This window comes from Rhodococcus sp. IEGM 1406 (genome assembly GCF_030056745.1).
GTDB classification, from domain to species: Bacteria; Actinomycetota; Actinomycetes; order Mycobacteriales; family Mycobacteriaceae; genus Rhodococcus_F; species Rhodococcus_F erythropolis.
In genome coordinates this window covers 1,454,050-1,471,783 of sequence record NZ_JASHKO010000001.1, presented here as the reverse complement: position 1 = coordinate 1,471,783, position 17,734 = coordinate 1,454,050, and the positions used below count along the sequence as shown (strand labels likewise).

General features: G+C 63.3%; 16 protein-coding genes. 4 read left to right on the top strand and 12 right to left on the bottom strand.

Going from position 1 to position 17,734, the window contains the following annotated elements; all coding sequences use genetic code 11:
• Positions 1–111 precede the first annotated feature (111 nt).
• From QM596_RS07125 to QM596_RS07090, 8 genes are all read right to left on the bottom strand, one after another.
• Complete coding sequence (locus tag QM596_RS07125) at positions 112–1,863, bottom strand: sodium/solute symporter (RefSeq protein ID WP_283308463.1); 1,752 nt, start codon at positions 1,861–1,863, stop codon at positions 112–114.
• A gap of 10 nt (positions 1,864–1,873) precedes the next feature.
• A complete protein-coding gene (locus tag QM596_RS07120) occupies positions 1,874–2,245 on the bottom strand; it encodes a membrane protein (protein ID WP_003939880.1) in 372 nt (123 codons plus the stop codon).
• Positions 2,242–3,033, bottom strand: a complete 792-nt coding sequence (locus QM596_RS07115; protein WP_042952657.1) for a LytR/AlgR family response regulator transcription factor — start codon at positions 3,031–3,033, stop codon at positions 2,242–2,244. The genes QM596_RS07120 and QM596_RS07115 overlap by 4 nt, the downstream gene beginning before the upstream one ends.
• Positions 3,034–3,084: 51 nt before the next feature.
• Positions 3,085–4,302, bottom strand: a complete 1,218-nt coding sequence (locus QM596_RS07110) for a sensor histidine kinase (protein WP_019744838.1) — start codon at positions 4,300–4,302, stop codon at positions 3,085–3,087.
• Positions 4,299–4,685 carry an MmcQ/YjbR family DNA-binding protein gene (locus QM596_RS07105; RefSeq protein ID WP_020970430.1) on the bottom strand — a complete coding sequence of 129 codons (387 nt, stop codon included), beginning with the start codon at positions 4,683–4,685 and terminating at the stop codon, positions 4,299–4,301. The genes QM596_RS07110 and QM596_RS07105 overlap by 4 nt, the downstream gene beginning before the upstream one ends.
• A 4-nt stretch (positions 4,686–4,689) precedes the next feature.
• Entirely contained in the window at positions 4,690–5,907 is a 1,218-nt protein-coding gene (locus QM596_RS07100; RefSeq protein WP_283308459.1) for a lipase family protein, read from the bottom strand.
• A 15-nt stretch (positions 5,908–5,922) separates the two neighbouring features.
• Entirely contained in the window at positions 5,923–7,566 is a 1,644-nt protein-coding gene (locus QM596_RS07095) for a Na+/H+ antiporter (RefSeq protein ID WP_019744841.1), read from the bottom strand.
• Between the two features lie 106 nt (positions 7,567–7,672).
• Positions 7,673–7,864 carry an antitoxin gene (locus tag QM596_RS07090; protein ID WP_003940164.1) on the bottom strand — a complete coding sequence of 64 codons (192 nt, stop codon included), beginning with the start codon at positions 7,862–7,864 and terminating at the stop codon, positions 7,673–7,675.
• 180 nt (positions 7,865–8,044) lie between these two features.
• Between QM596_RS07090 and QM596_RS07085 the strand changes: the two genes are divergently transcribed.
• The gene (locus QM596_RS07085; protein ID WP_046379031.1) at positions 8,045–9,187 is read left to right on the top strand and encodes a GGDEF domain-containing protein; all 1,143 of its coding nucleotides are present in this window, start codon (positions 8,045–8,047) and stop codon (positions 9,185–9,187) included.
• Positions 9,188–9,193: 6 nt separating this feature from the next.
• Here the strand turns inward: QM596_RS07085 and QM596_RS07080 are convergent, their stop codons facing one another.
• Positions 9,194–11,698: an HAD-IC family P-type ATPase gene (locus QM596_RS07080; protein WP_019744843.1), complete on the bottom strand. Its 2,505-nt coding sequence runs from the start codon at positions 11,696–11,698 to the stop codon at positions 9,194–9,196.
• A gap of 137 nt (positions 11,699–11,835) precedes the next feature.
• Between QM596_RS07080 and QM596_RS07075 the strand changes: the two genes are divergently transcribed.
• Positions 11,836–12,423 carry a hypothetical protein gene (locus QM596_RS07075; protein WP_283308455.1) on the top strand — a complete coding sequence of 196 codons (588 nt, stop codon included), beginning with the start codon at positions 11,836–11,838 and terminating at the stop codon, positions 12,421–12,423.
• A gap of 36 nt (positions 12,424–12,459) precedes the next feature.
• On the opposite strand, the gene QM596_RS07070 is transcribed toward QM596_RS07075, so the two are convergent.
• The gene (locus tag QM596_RS07070; RefSeq protein ID WP_092763063.1) at positions 12,460–13,575 is read right to left on the bottom strand and encodes an MBL fold metallo-hydrolase; all 1,116 of its coding nucleotides are present in this window, start codon (positions 13,573–13,575) and stop codon (positions 12,460–12,462) included.
• 62 nt (positions 13,576–13,637) lie between these two features.
• Positions 13,638–14,369 carry an enoyl-CoA hydratase gene (locus tag QM596_RS07065; protein WP_020908724.1) on the bottom strand — a complete coding sequence of 244 codons (732 nt, stop codon included), beginning with the start codon at positions 14,367–14,369 and terminating at the stop codon, positions 13,638–13,640.
• 112 nt (positions 14,370–14,481) lie between these two features.
• Between QM596_RS07065 and QM596_RS07060 the strand changes: the two genes are divergently transcribed.
• Positions 14,482–15,585, top strand: coding sequence for an NAD(P)-binding domain-containing protein (locus QM596_RS07060; protein ID WP_046379033.1), 1,104 nt, complete (start codon positions 14,482–14,484; stop codon positions 15,583–15,585).
• A complete protein-coding gene (locus tag QM596_RS07055) occupies positions 15,582–17,024 on the top strand; it encodes a phospholipase D-like domain-containing protein (RefSeq protein ID WP_283308453.1) in 1,443 nt (480 codons plus the stop codon). The genes QM596_RS07060 and QM596_RS07055 overlap by 4 nt, the downstream gene beginning before the upstream one ends.
• 4 nt (positions 17,025–17,028) lie before the next feature.
• Here the strand turns inward: QM596_RS07055 and QM596_RS07050 are convergent, their stop codons facing one another.
• Entirely contained in the window at positions 17,029–17,565 is a 537-nt protein-coding gene (locus tag QM596_RS07050) for a DUF6630 family protein (protein ID WP_232816879.1), read from the bottom strand.
• Between the last annotated feature and the right edge of the window lie 169 nt (positions 17,566–17,734).

The following is a 17,734-nucleotide window of genomic DNA, read 5'->3' as shown; positions in this document are numbered from 1 at the left end:
GATCGGAGTCACATGAAGATGCTGTGGCGCCAGTCACACGGTGAGCAGTCGCGCGCTGCGCCGAACGGTCAGGCAGGCGCGACCAACGGCAGAGGGTTCGGGCGGTGAAAGTCAGGGTTGGCGGAGATCGTCTTCGCGATCGGAGCCCATTCCGAGCCGTTCCGGGGCGTGCATCCGCGTGAAGATTCGCGCAATATCTGCCGGTATCTGCTTCGACGACACCTTGCTCACGACGATCATCGTGAGGAACGCCAGCGGCACGCTCACCGCGGCCGGGAACGCGAAAATGGCTGCCGGCCAGCCACCGAGGACGTCCTCCGACAAACCACCCAGGACGGCGACAGTGGCGGCGGTGCCCGCAACACATCCACCGACAACCATCCCCGCCCCCGCGCCGACGGCAGTCAGACCGCGCCACCAGATACCCAACACCAGCAGTGGGCAGAGCGTCGACGCGGCGACCGCGAACACCAACCCGACGGTTCTCGAGAGGTCGACCGACACCACCGCCAGCGACAGCACGAGCGGAACGAGCCCGGCCAGGAGCGCTGCAATACGGAAGTCTCGAACTCGTCCGCGGAGAACATCGGTACTGACGACGCCCGCGATGCTGACGAGCAATCCGGACGACGTCGACAAGAAGGCGGCAATGGCACCGGACGCCACGAGGGCTGCCAGCAGTTGTCCGCCCCACCCCGAGAACACCGAGCCCGGCAGCAGCAACACCGCGGCGTCGGAGGTGCCGGTGATCAGAAGTTGCGGAACGTACAGGCGAGCGAAGACGCCGAGGAGTGTCGGAAACAGGTAGAACACACTGACCAGACCGACAACTGCAAGCGAGGTCAGACGAGCGGCCCGGCCGTCGGGGTTGGTGTAGAACCGGACGAGAACGTGAGGCAGACCGAGCGTTCCGAGGAAGGTCGCGAGCATCAGCGAGTACACCTGATACATCGGGTGCGGCCCACCGAAACCCCAACCCGGGGTGATCCAATCCGAGTTCTGCGCAGGCGCTCCCGCGATGACGGGAACCGCGGCTCCCGCGTCGAGAACCATGGACATGCCTTCACCGAGGGTGTGCTCCCCCGGGCCCAGTGTCACGGTTCCTTCGACCACTCGCCCGTCGACTGTGCCGCCGCTGACCGCCACCGGCTCGGATACCTGGACGACGACGTCGGTGGTGATGTCGACGGTCGTCGCAGTGGTGACCGTCGGCGGCATCGACGCGCCGACGTCGTGATGATCGCCGAAGAAGTAGAAGGTCAGTGCCACAGCGGGAATCGCGACGGCAGTCAGTTTCAGCCAGTACTGGAAGGCCTGAACGAAGGTGATCGAGCGCATCCCGCCGCCGACGACGTTGGCGATGACGATGACCCCGACAGCAACGCCGCCGATCCAGCTGGGAACCCCGAGCAGAATGTTGAGCGTCAGTCCCGCGCCTTGGAACTGTGGAATCAGATACAGGATGCACACCATCGCGACGACGAGCATTGCGAGCTTGCGCAATCGCGGTGAGCCGAGACGGAATTCGGCGAAATCGGGGACGGTGTATGCACCGGAACGCCGAAGCGGTGCTGCGACGAACAGCAGCAGGGCGAGGTATCCGGCGGTGAAACCGATGGGATACCAGAGGGCGTCGGCGCCGTATTTCGCGACCAGCCCGGCCACGCCGAGAAACGAAGCAGCGGAGAGGTACTCACCGGAGATGGCCGTCGCATTCCACCGCGCGCTGACGGTTCTGGACGCGACGAGAAAGTCCGAGGTGGTACGAGCGAGCCGAACGCCGTAGATTCCGATAGCCACGGTTGCCACGGCAGCCGCAACGATGCCGAGCACTGTCAGCACCGGGATAGGTTGTCCTCCCACAGCGCCGCGCTCAGTCGTCCACGATGTCGTTGAAGTCCTGCTCGTTTCGCTCCGCACGACGCACGAACACCCAGCCGGTGGTCAACAGCAAGGGATACACGGCGCCACCCATCACGAGCCACGGCAACCGGATGCCCAGGACTGCGACCTCCGACAGTGTCGGGAAGAGGTGCGTCAGAAGCGGTACTGCACACAGGAGCCCGGCTGCGACGACGGCAAGGCGAATCGCCAGCCCCAACTGCGCGCGAACGAGACCGCGGATCATGGCGTCACCGACTTCGGTCTGTTCCTGCACCTCCACCCGCGTACGGACGATCCGTGCGCCACTACGTTGCGCCAACACAACGCGCTCACGCTGCGGAGGATCGGACTGCGACGTCACCGTGACAACCAGCTCTGCTTGGGCGCACGAACCAGTCGATCCTTGAGTTCACGGGTGTGTCTGCGGCTGACCGGAAGTTCGACGGGAGGCTTGTCTCCGTGCGGGCGCAGACAGACCACCAATCCGCTGCCTACTGTGCGGATGCCGGTGACCAGCGCCAAAGACACCAGGTAGGAGCGGTGCACGCGCAAGAAGCCCGCGTCGGCCCAGCGTGATTCGAGCGTCGAGATCGGGATGCGCACCAGGTGCGACTTCCCGGCGGTGTGCAAACGCGCGTAGTCCCCGTCGGCTTCCACCCACTCCACCGAGGAACGTTGAACGAGCGTCGTGACGCCGCCCAGTTCCACCGGGATCACCTCGTCGGCGGACGCAGCTTCGGGCTTGTTCTCGCTCTTGGTGCGCCCGGCCAACCCCACGATCCGTTGAACGGCCTGAGCGAGACGCTCCTCGCGGAGCGGTTTGAGTAGATAGTCGACGGCACCGAGGTCGAAGGCATCAACAGCTCGATCGTCGTGCGCTGTCACGAACACCACGGGTGGTGGCGTCGCGAAATTGGAGAGGATGCCGGCCAGTTCGAGACCGTCGAGTCCGGGCATGTTGATGTCGAGAAATACCGCGTCGATGCTTCCACCGCGCAGTATCCGCAACGCAGTCGTCGCATCCGATGCCGTGTGAACGTGCGCCACCGAGTCCTCGGCGCGCAGCAAGAAGGCCAGCTCGTCGAGGGCTGGTTTCTCGTCGTCGACGGCAAGGACGGTCAGCTGGGCATCAGTGTCAGTCTCGTTCACAACAGGTCCATGTTCCCACGACGGTTTCAGCCTGATCATCGAAGGCGAGAATCAGACGTGAATACCCTGCTTGAACTTGGGAACACGCATGCTGACCTTCGTACCGGCACCCGGCGCTGTCTCCACCACGAGTCCGTAGTCGTTGCCGAACGCGGCACGAAGTCTGTCGTCGACGTTGGCCAAACCGACGTGAGCAGCTTCGCGTGCGCTGGGTCGTCCCGATCCCGACTCGATGGCGTCAAGTGAGCCGGAACGCAGTAGTTCAGGGTCCATCCCCACACCGTCGTCCTCGACGCTGATGATGCAGTCAGGTCCCTCGTCCGCGGCCACGATGCTCACGGTCCCGCCCTCCGGCTTACTCGAAATACCGTGACGAACCGCGTTCTCGACCAGCGGCTGGAGAGCCAGGAACGGAAGAACCACGTTGAGCACTTCGGGTGCTATCTGAAGGCGGACGTTCAGCGCCTCCCCGAATCGCGCGCGTTCGAGGGTCAGGTAACGATCGATGTTGCGTAGCTCGTCGGCAAGCAGGGTGAACTCACCCGCAGATCGGAACGAGTACCGGGTGAAGTCCGCGAACTCGAGGATCAGTTCTCTGGCCCGCGCCGGGTCGGTTCGGACGAACGACGCGACCGTGTTGAGCGCGTTGTAGATGAAATGGGGACTGATCTGCGCGCGGAGGGCACGCACTTCGGCGCGATCCAACAGGGCTCTGGACGCGTCGAGGTCGGCGAGTTCGATCTGGCTGCAGGCGTATCGAGCCACCTCGGTGACCGCTCCGAGCATTCCCGGCCACGGGTCTTCGCTGGTGACGATTCCCAGCACGCCGACCACGCCGATGTCCTCGATCAGCAGGGGCTGAGCGATCAGCGCTCGCACATGGTGATCGCTCGGTCCGCGCACCAGGTCCGAGTGGGTGACGAGCACCCGGCGTTCGCCTTCGATCGCGCGAATGGCGGCGTCGTGGAATTGATCGGACAACGCTTCGTGACGGCCGTCCCACGCCAGCAGATTTCCCGACGCGTCTGCGAGGCCCAGACCGGAACCGCCGGTCAGCTCGCGTAGGTGAGGCGCCGCCTCGGCGGCCGAATTCTTGTCGAGTCCACGCCGAAGTGGCCGCGCGGCAAGTGAAGCCGTATGGAGCGCGGCATGGACGGCACGCTCGGTCGGGGTGGTCACCTCACGTCTGGTGCGCATCCACACCGCTGTCAGTGCCCCGGCCACTGCGAGAATCAGCACGCTGAGAAGCGCGACCACGGCCGGACTCAACGCGAATCCTCGTCCAGTTTCCGGATCAGTGTTTTCGGAGCCACCGTGCGGTACGCATCTTCGACGACGTCGGCTACGTCGTTCCAGAATTTCTCGTCCTCGGTCTCGTCGGCACTCGGAACGTCGAGGTACACACCGATCCATCCCCGGCCACCCACGTACGGGGGGACGAAGAACCTCGTCGGATCGCGACTGACCCAATCTGCCTGCGCCCCAGGTGGGGCCGCGGCCCAGATCGCGAGGCGATCGTCGTGGTGGTGATCTGCCATGGTGACGAACTGCGGCGCTTTGCGCACGAACCACGACGATTCACCGTGGCTGACCCGCTCGGTTGCCTCTGGCAATGCCAGTGCAAGTGCGCGGATTCGTGCCGACGCCGTCATCGATTCACGACCCGCAGGTATTCGGTACCGGAACACCTGCAAATCGATCCTTCACCCACGCAACAGCTCCCGGCACAGCGGCGCCGTCCGCGTGACCTTCGCCCGGTCGCGCCTGGAATTCGATGACGTCACCCTCGGCGCAGGCACGTTCGACGGCCGCCTCGGTCCATTCCGGACGGATGAGGTTGTCATTGGTACCGACGACTACGTACATCGGACCGCTCGCGCGTTGACGTGGGAGAGCAACGTCGCTGAGCCACGCGTGAATTCGGTCCGCGTCCTCGGCGGTAGCTGGCCGGGTGTCGGCGGGCGTCACCTTTCCGACAAGACCCAACTTCTCCGTCGCGCGAGAGGTCAGGCACGAGGTGAGCAGGTCGTAGTTCTGCTCGAATGCGCCGCGCACGTAGTCGGTTCGTTCGAGCTCCGGATGGGTGAGGGACAGCCCTTCGAGTACATAGGGCAGCAGCAGTTGCTGAGGCAGTGACAGATTCACCTCGGAATCACTCGAGATGATCGGCGAGATGTCCGCTGCCGGGGACAGGTTTGCTGCACCGACGAATTCCAGTCCGTCGCCGTAGGTGTCGGCTTCCTCGGCCGCTGCCCAGGAAGCCTGCCCGCCTTGGGAAAGCCCCAGAGTTGCCCACCGAGTCGAGGTGTCCGGAACGACGTTGCGCGCCGCTCGAACCGCGTCGATGACGTTGAACGCCGCGGTGTCCGGTTGCAGGTAAGGATGCGGGTCCGGAGTGCCGAGGCCCTCGAAGTCGGATACAGCGACCACGTATCCCGAGTCGAGGAACGGCGCGACCAGGCCGATCGTGCCGAAGAGGGTCGGCGAGGTCGACGGCGCGCAGTCGTCCGAAATACCCGTCGTGCCATGTCCGATGGAGACGATCGGCCACCCGCCCTCCGGCGGCGTTCCAGGCGGTGTGAACACGGTTCCCGATACCTGGGTCTCCCGGCCGTCGATACCGGAGGTAGAGCCGTACAGGATTTTCACCGCGCTCGCTCCGGACGCCGCCACTTCGGCTGTGCTGGTGAAGGGTTCACTGTCGAACACGACGCCGCGTTGCGCGCTGTTCTCGACCGGCGGGGTAGTCGTGGTTGCGTTGTCGGTGACAGAGACATCTGGCGAGGCATCCGATCCGCAGCCGACGCTCACGAGGAGCGCGCTCGCCACCACGACTCCCCAGCCTGCGCGAACCCTCGAACTCCGAACCGTCATACGCAGTGTTCCCCTCTATTTGCCCGCGCTGCCTGCTCGGCGACGCCTGACACGTTCCTCGGCTGCGGCCTCTTCGATGTCGAGTCCTTCCAATACGGTACGCAATACCTCGTCGTCGAGATCTCCGTCGTCGCGCGCGGCGATCAGTGCGACTCGTTGCGAGCGAAGGGATTGATGCCGGAATTTGTCGAAGAGCGCTCCCGCATTCCACAAGGCGGCCTCGCGATCGGCGTCCTCGTCGACCTCCTGGAGTTGAAGCCTCGCCTGCATCGAGCGGCGTACGCGCTCGACAATTGCCTGTAATTCCTTTCCGTCGATCCCCGACGGAGGGTGCGCAGCCGCGTCGGCCAACGCCTTCTCACCGGCTTTGCGAGAAATGTTGCGTGCCAACTCCATCTGTTCCTGAGTACGCAATTGTTCATAGGGATCCGCGACGTCGAGACGACGAATCAGGAACGGCAAGGTCGATCCCTGGATGAGCAGTGTCCCGACCGCGACGATGAACGCGATCGCCTGAATGACGCCGCGTCCGGGGAACGGCTCGCCGGACGAGAGCGCGAACGGGATACCGCCGGCCGCGGCAAGAGTGACGACACCACGCATTCCCGCCCACGAGACCACCAGATTCTGTTTCCACGTCAGTTGATTCTCGCGATCACGGCGCAGGGTTACACCGAATCGCACACGGGAGTAGCTCAGGAACAGCCACACCGGCCGAATCACGATGACCACGGCCAGGACTGCCAGACCGTACGCGAACACGTGAAGCACCGGAAGCCCGTCGGCGACAACATCGTCGATCACGAAGCTCAGTTGCAGCCCCATGTACGCGAAGACGAACATCTCGAGGAGCGTGTCCAGGCTCGACCACACCGAGCGCTCCTGCAGCCTGGTCATGATCGACGCGTCCGTCGAATAGTGTCCGATCACCAGACCAGCAACCACGACGGCCAGAACACCGGACGCGTGTAGTTCTTCAGCGGCCAGGTAGGCAGCGAACGGAAGGACCAGCCCCAAGCCGGTTTCGAGTGGAGAGTCGTACATGCGGGCGCGAACGAACTTGACGACAAACGCGAGCACCAAGCCGACGACAACGCCGCCGATTACTTCGTACGCGAAGAACAACAGGGGGGAATCCGTCGCAATTCGCGTTCCGGTCACGGCAGCGACCGCGACGGTGAAGAGGGTCAGCGCGGTCGCGTCGTTGACGAGCCCTTCGCCCGTGAGGATGGCGATGACTCGTTTCGGGAGCCCGAGTTTCTGACCGACCGCCACCGCGCTGACGGCATCGGTCGGCGCGATCACAGCTCCGAGCACGAGGGCAGCGCCGATAGTGAACTCGGGAACCATCCATTCGGCGAAGAAGGCAACCACGAACGCCGTCACCAGTACCATTCCGACGCCGAGACGCAGAATGGGCGCAAGGTTGCGTTTGAAGGTCGCGACCGAGAACTTGAGAGCGGCCGAGTAGAGAAGCGGCGGCAGGACCACACCGAGAATGACGTGGGGGTCCAGTTCGGGCCGCGGCATACCGGGGATGAAGGAGGCGACCGAGCCCACGGTCACCAGGACCAGCGGGGCCTGCAGGTTTCGTCGATTGGACAGCCCGGTGACTGCGATGGCGGCAATGACAACCAGCAGAATCCAGGTGAAGTTCACGCGTTCATTCTGCCCGCCGACCCTGGGAGTTCACCCAGCGGACGCACAGAAGCCCGCAACCTTTTCGGTTACGGGCCCCTGAGCAACGGTATGGCCGAATCCGGTTTTACTGCTTTTCGGGAACAGCCTTCTTGGCGGCCTCGGCTGCCTTGTCGATCTGATCGCCGTACTTGTTGCCGGTCTTGTCGTCGGCGATGTCGGCCACCTTGTCGATCGCGTCGTGAACCTTGTCGGAGTTCTCCGCTGCGAGCTCCTGGCCCTTTTCGACCAATCCCTTGACGTTGTCCAAGAAACCCATGTCCGTGTCCTCTCCCGGTGCTGACGCACATCCTTCGGCGGAATCGTTCCTCCGCGCCCTTCGATTCTCACAGGTCGACGGCCTCTACGCCAGAAAGCAGGTCCGTGCGTTCGAGCCGCGCGCAACTCGAGGTAGCGTTAACCCGCCAATAGCTGATTGATCACCCATCGACATCGACAGGTGCCCGGATTGAATGCAGGACTGCGCGGGACGGGGAGCGACCCCCACCCCACGCGTGAACTGCTGTCCCGGTGGTGGTCGGATCGCACCGATTACACCTGGCTCCCCCGATTCCTCGACACTCGCGGGCTGACCGTTCCCGGACGCAAATTAGTCGCGGTGTGGTGTTTTCTCTTCGCGCTGATCGCGGCGACCATGCAGTTGAGCCGCTTCGGTTCCGATTCCGCCCTTGCACGGTCCATCCTCGCAGTCGGGACCATCAGCGGGGTCTATGCCGGTTGCCGTTGGGTGCGAAACGAATCGTGGCCCACCTGGCGCCAATCCGTGGCCTTTGTCGTCTGGGCCGACCTCTGGCTCGCCGTCACGCTCTTCTTCGCGGTTCGCACAGCGTTCGTCGGAACGCTGGGTTGCGTCCTGTTCATCATGATCGGCTTCTACACGGCGATAGTTCACAGTCCGCGTGTTGCCGTGACCCACATCGGCTGGGCTCTTGCTGTCTGCACGACGCTCGCTGCCATGGCGATGTCCGAGCCGGTCAACGACGACTGGGTGGTCGTGAATCTCTATCTGATGGTTGCCGGTGTGGTTTTCTCCACCGCGTGGATTCTGCAGATCGTCTGGCTGCGCCTGACCGACGACGCACGAAACGCTCACCGGGACTACCTCACCGCGACACTCAATCGCCGCGGACTCCAGGACGAGGCACAGCATCTGCTGCGCAGTGATCGAACGCAGGCTCTGATCGCACTGCTCATCGACGTCGACTCGTTCAAAATCCTCAACGACACGCACGGTCACGTAGCAGGTGACGACGCGTTGACCGCTGTCGCTGACCGCCTCATCGCTGCCGCCGGGCCCGAGGCAGTGGTGGCGCGAATCGGCGGCGACGAGTTCGTCGTCCTGCGCGGAGTCGATCGAGGAGATATCGAACAGGTCGCCACCGAGATACATTCGGCGGTCTCGTCCGACTCCGATCCCTATCCCGTATCCGCCAGTACCGGCGTCAGCGTCTACCTCTGTCCCGAGACGGACTTACCGGATCGGGCTGTCAACGAACTGATCGAGCACGCAGACAATGCGATGTACCGGGCCAAGAAGCGCGGCGGCGATCGCATTGCCTGGGTGCAGATGTTCAGACGCTGAAACTACTTACTCACTGTGGGCGTGGTGATGCTCGCCGGGCAGGTCGTCGGGCGTCGCGAAAATCTTCCGCTTCTCCCCGTGCAGGCGTGCGCTGATCCACCACGAGAGTTCCACGAGCACAACGCCGATAGCGCCGAGGGTGATCGCGAGCGTCGTCGCAGCGACGTTGCTCGGATCAAGCTTGAAGAACTCACGAGTGAACGGCAGCGCGAACAGGATGAGGTACCCGGCAACCGAACCGCCGATCAGAACGAGCTTCCACCACACGTACGGCCGAGCAACGACGGCCAGGACCCACACGGCGATCATGATCAACGTGATGAGTGCACTGGTTCCGGCCTGGATCTTCTGGGTCTCCGTCTGGTCGGGGCCTTGGTAAGCCAACACGTAGGAGATGAACGTGGTGATGCCGATGATCAGGCCCGACGGCAACGCCAGACGCATCACGCGGGAGACGAAACCGGTTCGCGCGCGCTCGTTGTTGGGTGCCAGAGACAAGATGAAGGCCGGGATACCGATCGTGAACCACGCCGCGATCGTGACGTGGCGGGGCAGGAACGGGTACGGCAGCGGTTCGAAGTCGAAGACCTGGGACAGGACGCCGGTGATGCCGATCAGGAACGCGAGCACCACCGAGTAGACGGTCTTGGTCAGGAACAGATTCGACACACGCTCGATGTTGCCGATCACTCGGCGGCCTTCCGCGACGACGTACGGGAGCGTCGCGAACTTGTTGTCCAGCAGCACGATCTGGGCCACGGCTCGGGTAGCCGGGCTGCCCGAACCCATCGAGACTCCGATGTCGGCGTCCTTGAGGGCGAGCACGTCGTTGACGCCGTCACCGGTCATCGCGACGGTATGTCCGCGAGACTGCAAGGCAGCGACCATTTCCCGCTTCTGATCCGGTCGTACTCGACCGAACGTCGTTGCTCCGTCGAGAGTGTCCGCCAGCTTTTCCTGATCGCTGGGAAGATCCCGCGCGTCGATGGGACGGTCACCACCCTCGAGCCCGAGGGAACCGGCAACGGCACCGACGGAAACCGCGTTGTCGCCGGAAATGACCTTGACCGCGACCTTCTGGCTCGCGAAGTACTCCAACGTCTCCTGTGCGTCCGGACGCACCTTCTGCTCGAGTACGACCAGAGCCTCAGGGGTGACGGTGCCCGGCGCGTCGGCGTCGTCGACGGGAAGGTTGCTGCTGCCGAGCATGAGGACACGAAGTCCGCTCGAACCCACTTCTTCTGCCTTGCGGGCCATCTCCGAGTCGGGATCGAGCAGCACGTCCGGGGCACCGAGCACCCAGTTGCCGTGACTGCCGTACGACTGGCCACTCCACTTCTTCGCCGAGGAGAACGGCGCGAGCGCGGTGGCTTCGCCCCAACCGGAATCGTCGGAGAGAGACTCGCGAATCGCCAGAACGCTCGCGTTGGGGCGAGGGTCGGACGCAGCCATCGCGCTCAACGCTGACTTGACTGCAGACTCCCCTGATCCACCCGGCGCCACGTCGACCTCGGACAGGCGCATGCCGTTCTCGGTCAGCGTTCCGGTCTTGTCCGCGCACACCACGTCGACACGGGCCAAGCCTTCGATCGCCGGCAACTCCTGAACGAGGCACTGGCGCTTGCCCAATCGGATGACACCGACCGCAAAAGCAATGGACGTCATGAGCACAAGGCCTTCGGGAACCATCGGAACCAGCGCTGCCACCATGCCGTTGAGCGCGGGTCGGATCGGCAAGCCGATCGTGAAGAGCTGATTGAAGATGATCAGCGCTCCCGCCGGAATCATCAGATAGGTGATGAATTTCAGGATCTTGTCGATACCGCTGCGCAGTTCCGAATGCACGAGGGTGAACTTGCTCGCCTCTTCGGCCAGCTTGGCCGCGTATGCATCTCCACCGACCTTGGTGGCGCGGTACGCGCCGCTACCTGCGGCAACGAAACTGCCCGACAGCACTTGCTGGCCGCTCGCCTTGTGAACCGGATCAGCCTCACCGGTGAGCAGCGATTCGTCGACCTCGAGTGCGGCAGAACTGACCACCTCACCGTCGACGACTATCTGGTCACCGGATCCGAGTTCGATAATGTCATCGAGCACAACATCTTTGGGCGCCATTGCCACGGCGACGCCGTCACGCCTGACCATGGGCTTGGCCTGACTCACGATGGCCAGAGCGTCGAGCGTGCGCTTGGCGCGGATCTCCTGGATGATGCCGATACCGCTGTTCGCGATGATCAACAACCCGAACATGCCGTCAATGATCGAGCCCGTCGCGAGCACGATCACCAACAACACGGTCAGGATCGCGTTGATGCGTGTGAAGACGTTGCCGCGGATGATGTCCTTGACCGAGCGGGACGCCCGGTCCGGTACATCGTTGGTTTGTCCCGACGCGATCCTTGCTGCAACCTGATCGGCGGTAAGACCGCGGGCGACGTCTACGTCGTCCGGCAATCGCTCAGGCGCTACCGCCACTGCTGTCTCTTCTGAACTGGTGTGCTCGTGAGCCATGGTCAAAGATTACGCACCCGGAGCAACTAATCAGGGTCGGACTCGTGTGGCAATGACGGCTACACGAAGATCACACCCGTGGGCCGCGGTTCTGCGATGCTGGCCGGAACGAGCAGAGAAGGCCATCGAGGAACGGTATGAAATACGTCTACAACGGTCTCGACGAGGCGCTTCGGTGCGAACGGCCCGTCGACCTGCCGATTACTCTCGACCTCAACCGGACCGACAACGTGGTTGTCTGGTTGTCGGCGATTCGGGTTTACTCGTTCGGGATGATGTTCGCGATTGATGCCCGCTACGGAGATCCGGCACTCTCGCTGAGTCTCGGCACTTACGACGGGCGTCCCACGTTCACACATTTCAGCGCGCCGCTACTCCTCGGCCTCGGTTTCGCGGACGGATCATCGGTGACCACCGCGCAAAGAACGCGAGGCTCGCTGCTGGAGTTACGCACGGCTGAAAGCCGCTCGGGCTCAGTGCGCGGTGAGTATTTGCTGGCTCCGATACCGCCTGCCGGGCCGATCGATGTCGCAACTGCATGGCCTCAGCTGGGAATGGACGAGAAGGTTGTCACCCTCGACGGAGAAGGCATCGCATCCGCATCCGAAAGTGTCACACAACTATGGGAACCGAAACGACAACCCGATCCCGACCTCACCAGCGAACAAGTGACGCATCAACTGCAGTACCAACGTGGGGGTTGGTTCGGAATCCGACTGGATTGAGGAAGATCCCGGGTGACTTTCGAGCAAGGGCCGCAGTCAGCCCAGCGGTATCCACCACTTCGACGGCGGTGTCGGTGACAACGCGTCGATCCTGCCGCCAGGCATCGGGACCGACACTGTTGTGCCCGCCTCTGCGGCCGACTCGTTGAGGCGAATGATCGGCTCCGACCACGAGTGAAACGCGAGGTTGAAGGTCGCCCAGTGGATCGGGACGAAGACACCGCGCGATCCGTCGCCCTTGTTGAGGTCGATGTGTGTCTGCACTGCCTCTTCCGGATTCATGTGAATGTCCGGCCAGCGCACGTCGTACGCGCCCACGGGGAGAAGCGTCAGATCGAAAGGCCCATAGGTTTCACCCAACTGTTCGAAACGTGATGTGTATCCGCTGTCTCCGCCGAAGAACACCCGGTGCTTCGGACCGGCGAATACCCACGACGCCCACTGCGTCGTGTTCCGGACGAGGCCACGACCGGAGAAGTGACGAGCCTCGGTGCACGTGAGAACCAGGTCGTCGATTTTTGTCGACTCGTCCCAGTCCAATTCCACGATCCGGTTCTCTGGCACCTTCCAGTGCCGCAGGTGAGCCCCGATACCGATCGGAACGACAAACGGAGCGGTCTGGGTGCGAGTCAGAATCTTGACCGTCGCCATGTCGAGGTGGTCGTAATGATCATGCGAGATGACTATCGCATCTACCGTCGGTAGATCAGCCAAGGCCACTGGAGTGGGATGCATCCGTGCGGGACCTACTGTGGCCGAGGGTGATACGCGTTCGCTCCACACCGGATCGGCGAGAACGCGGTAACCGTCGACCTCGACGAGAACACTCGAATGGCCGTACCACGTCACGGCCGCGTCACCCGCTACCGACGGCGCCAGCGGAGTGGCCAACGGAATCGGCTGACGCGGCCGACCCGTCGACCCCCGTGTAGCCATCGACTTGAACATCCCGGCATCGGTGCCCGGAATCAGAGTGCTGCTGGGCTCCGAGTTGTGGAACTGGCGGTCCCGGTATCGCGGGGACATCGCCGCATACGGTTGCACTGTGTTTCGCGACGCCCCGATCTGCGTCGGGATTCCCCATGCGGCTCGCGCCACCCACCCTGTCGCCGCGGCAACAGCCGCAACTCCGAGAACCGTCGTCTTCTTCATTCAGACGAGCGTAGCCACTATCTGTCCCGCGTGCCTGGTGCCTGTTTTCCCTGCAACGAGCTTTACTTTCCCTTGAATACGGGAGGGCGGTTCTCGATGCGGGCGGCGCGGGCTTCCTGGACGTCCTCGCTGAGCCAGGCGGCGTGGAGGGCGTCGAGTTGCTCGGGAGACTGTGCCTCCATGGTGCCGTCGTCGTTGAGAACCATCTTCATGTGCCGCAACGACAGCGGTGCGAGATTGGCGATGCGGTGCGCCCATTCCTGAGCGTCGTCGAGGGTTCCGAGCTTGTTGGCGAGACCGCGCGTGAAAGCTTCCTCGGCGCCGATCTGTTCGATGCCGAGCAGAATGGTACGCGCCGGACCGCCGCCGACCAGCGACGCGAGCCGACGCATGGTCCACTTGTCCACCGAGACTCCGAGGGTGGCCGCGGGGATTCCGAAGCGAGCGGTCGGTGCCACGACGCGCAGATCCGACGCGATGGCCAGCTGGGTACCGGCGCCGATGGCCGGACCGTTGACAGCGGCAATCACGGGGATGGGCGCCGTGTCGATCGACCGGAGCATTTCGAACAAGCGGTCGGTGAAGCCCTCCATGTAGACGTCGCCGGACAGGTCCGCGCCTGCACAGAACGCCGATCCCTCACCGGTGATGACGACAACGTGCGCATGCTCGGCGACTGCCGCGTTCATCGCGTCCCGTATTGCGATGCAGAGTTCGGCGCTGAGCGCATTACGACGCTCGTGACGCTGCAACTCGATGGTCACGACGTTGCCGTCACGGGAGAACCCGATCATGTCCGCTCACTTTCGTTTCTGGAAGGCTCGACACACAGGAGTTCCGAGGCGCCGCTACCGTCCGCGTACTTCTCTGCAGCTAAGTTCTGTACATCAGGAGGTTAGATTACCGATGAGTACAGACGACCTTGCCGCACAGCAACCACACCCGGTTGACGTGGTGGTGATCGGCGCGGGACAGGCCGGACTCTCCGCCGCGTACTACCTGCGCAAGTTCGGAATCGAACCCGAATCGGGGTTCGTGGTGCTCGATCATGCGTCCGGTCCGGGCGGAGCGTGGCAGTTCCGATGGCCGAGCCTGACACTGAGCACCGTCAACGGTGTGCACGACCTCCCGGGAATGTCCTTCGCGGAAACCACCGGTACAGACGCCGAACAAGTGCCTGCATCGGTGGCGGTCCCCCATTACTTCGAACTGTACGAAAAGCAATTCGAACTTCCCGTCCACCGCCCGGTACACACACGGGTGGTGTGTCCGAGGGAAGAGCGACTGCGAATCGAAACCGACCAGGGAGTGTTCGCGGCGCGAGGCTTGATCAACGCGACGGGAACCTGGGAGCGCCCCTTCATCCCCCACTATCGCGGGGCCGAGTCCTTCCGTGGCCGACAACTCCATACGAAGGACTATCGAACCGCTGCGGAGTTCGAAGGCAAACATGTTGTGGTGGTCGGCGGCGGTATCTCGGCCGTCCAACTGCTCGACGAGATCTCACGCGTCACGACCACTACCTGGGTGACGCGGCGCGAACCCGAGTTCCGCGACGAGCCGTTCACGCCGGACATCGGCCGCGCTGCGGTTGCCATGGTCGAAGATCGTGTACGACGCGGCCTGCCACCGGGATCCGTTGTCTCGGTGACCGGCCTCCCCGTGACGCCTGCCATCCAGGCAGCGCGAGAGCGCGGTGTGATGAATCGTCTGCCGATGTTCTCCGAAATCCTTCCGAACGGCGTGAAGTGGGCCGACGGTACCGTCGTCGACGCCGATGTCATCTTGTGGTGCACCGGTTTTCGTAGCTCACTCGATCACCTGGCGCCGTTGCACCTGCGCGGACCGGGTGGCGGAATCCCGATGACCGGGCGCCTCGCCACGCAGGTCGAAGCCGACCCTCGCGTACACCTGGTGGGATACGGACCGTCGTCGTCGACGATCGGAGCCAACCGCGCCGGCCAAGCGGCGGCGCGCGAACTGACCGCGTACCTGGGAATCGGCGAATGAACAGAATACTGATTCCGGGCGAAACCTGCTGGCGCATCGAACCGGCCGACAATCTTGCCTGCATCGTCGACGCCGCTGACTACTTTCATCATGCGAAGTCCGCAATGCTGCAAGCCGAGAATCGAATCATGTTGATCGGCTGGGACTTCGACACGCGCATCAAACTCGAACCAGGCAAGCAGACGCTCGACGGCCCCAACCGATTGGGAATGTTCCTCCGCTGGCTGGTCCGCGAGAAACCCGACCTCGAAATCCTCGTACTCAAATGGAACATCGGCGCGTTCACCGCAATTGGGCGCGGCATGACTCCCGTCTTCGTGTCCAACTGGCTGACCGACGAGCGCCTTCGGTTCGAGATCGACGGTGCCCACCCGGTTGGTGCGGCGCACCATCAGAAAATCATCGTCATCGACGACGCTCTGGCATTCTGCGGCGGCATCGACATGACGGTGGACCGCTGGGACACCTCGGATCACGTCGACCGCAACGACTACCGGATCACACCGAGCGGAAGACGTTACGGCCCTTGGCATGACGCAACCACGGCGGTCGACGGCAATGCTGCCGCGGCCATCGGCGAATTAGCGCGGGCACGCTGGAAATCCGCAACCGGAGAGGACCTCCCACCGGTCCAGAGCACTGCGACGCCGTGGCCGGTCAATTTGGCTCCCACCTTGCGCGTCGTCGACGTGGCCATCGCCAGAACGCTGCCGGAACTCGGCGAACGCACAGAGGTACGCGAGATCGAGGCGCTCTATCTCGCGGCCATCGCCGGGGCAGAACACACGCTGTACATCGAAAGCCAATACCTCGCCTCACGCACGCTGGCCGAGGCGATTGCCGCGCGTCTACGTGAGGCCGACGGGCCGGAGATCGTTCTGGTCATTCCGCGCAATGCCGATGGATGGCTCGAACAAAAGGTGATGGACGGGGCACGCCACGACCTGCTGCATTTGCTGTGGTCGGCCGATATCCACGACCGATTCGGTGCGTTCTATCCCGTGACCTCTTCCGGCGCACCAATTTACGTGCATGCCAAGGTCCTCGTGATGGACGATCGCCTCCTGCGAATCGGGTCGTCGAACCTCAACAACCGTTCGATGGGCTTCGACACCGAGTGCGACATCGCCGTCGAATCCGACGACGACGCAGATGTCGAGTTGCGCGCCTCGATCATCGGATTGAGGCGCCGGCTACTCAGCGAGCACCTCGACGTCACCGAGGAAGAAGTCGACGACGCGTTGGGTGAGCAGTCACTGTTGTCGACGGTTCGCGCTCTCTCGACCTCCGACGCTCGCAGTCTGCGCGAATTCGACCGGAATACAGTCGACGGCGAAGACCACGTGCTCGCTGAAAATGCACTGATGGATCCCGAGCGCACGCCGCCCAGACTGAGCGATCGAATCGAAGGATTGCGCCGCCTGCTCGGCAAACGCTGAGACTCTAGAACACGCGCACGCAGTGCCCGGCTGCCAGCGCGAGTTCGACGAGTGTTGCACCGTGAACACTCGGGACGAGCGCGATGAGAAACGTATCGCTGTCGCTGTCGAGCCAGGCAAGTGAAACGCCCGTCTCGGTGATGTTGTCGCCGACTCGAGCGAGAAGCGATTCGAGTCCGGCAGCTCGATCGAAGGTCATGGCAAGACTCTGCGCCCACTCCCACGATCCTGTCGGCGCCGACGCGAGCGCTCTCAGCTGACCGAGAACCTCGGCAGCGTCCTCGTTCCAGTCCACCCAGACCAGGAGTTTTCGGTCGTGCAACGCGTCGACGAGAGCAAACCACCCCAATTCCGGGTGCGGCTTCTCGAGCGTCTGTGAGTACAGCTCGTTCTGTACTTCGACATACCGTTCCGGATAGTCGATCGCGAGAGTGACACGGTCGATGACGACAGTGCTGTCAGGGGCGAGCAGTTCGGCGATCGCGCGCAACGCGTCGCGAGCAGGTCCACCCACTATGGCTCCAAGGTTCGATTCGGTCATCGGTGCGGTTTCCACAGTCTGACATGCGAGTGCGACTCGTTCGGACGTGTCTTCGATGTCAGGTCCTGAGTCAGATCCCTCCGGAGATTCCCGCGCGCCGCATATCAACGAGTCGACGAGTTACCGAATCGAACAACCCGACTATCCCATTCGCCGCACTTGTCCGTTT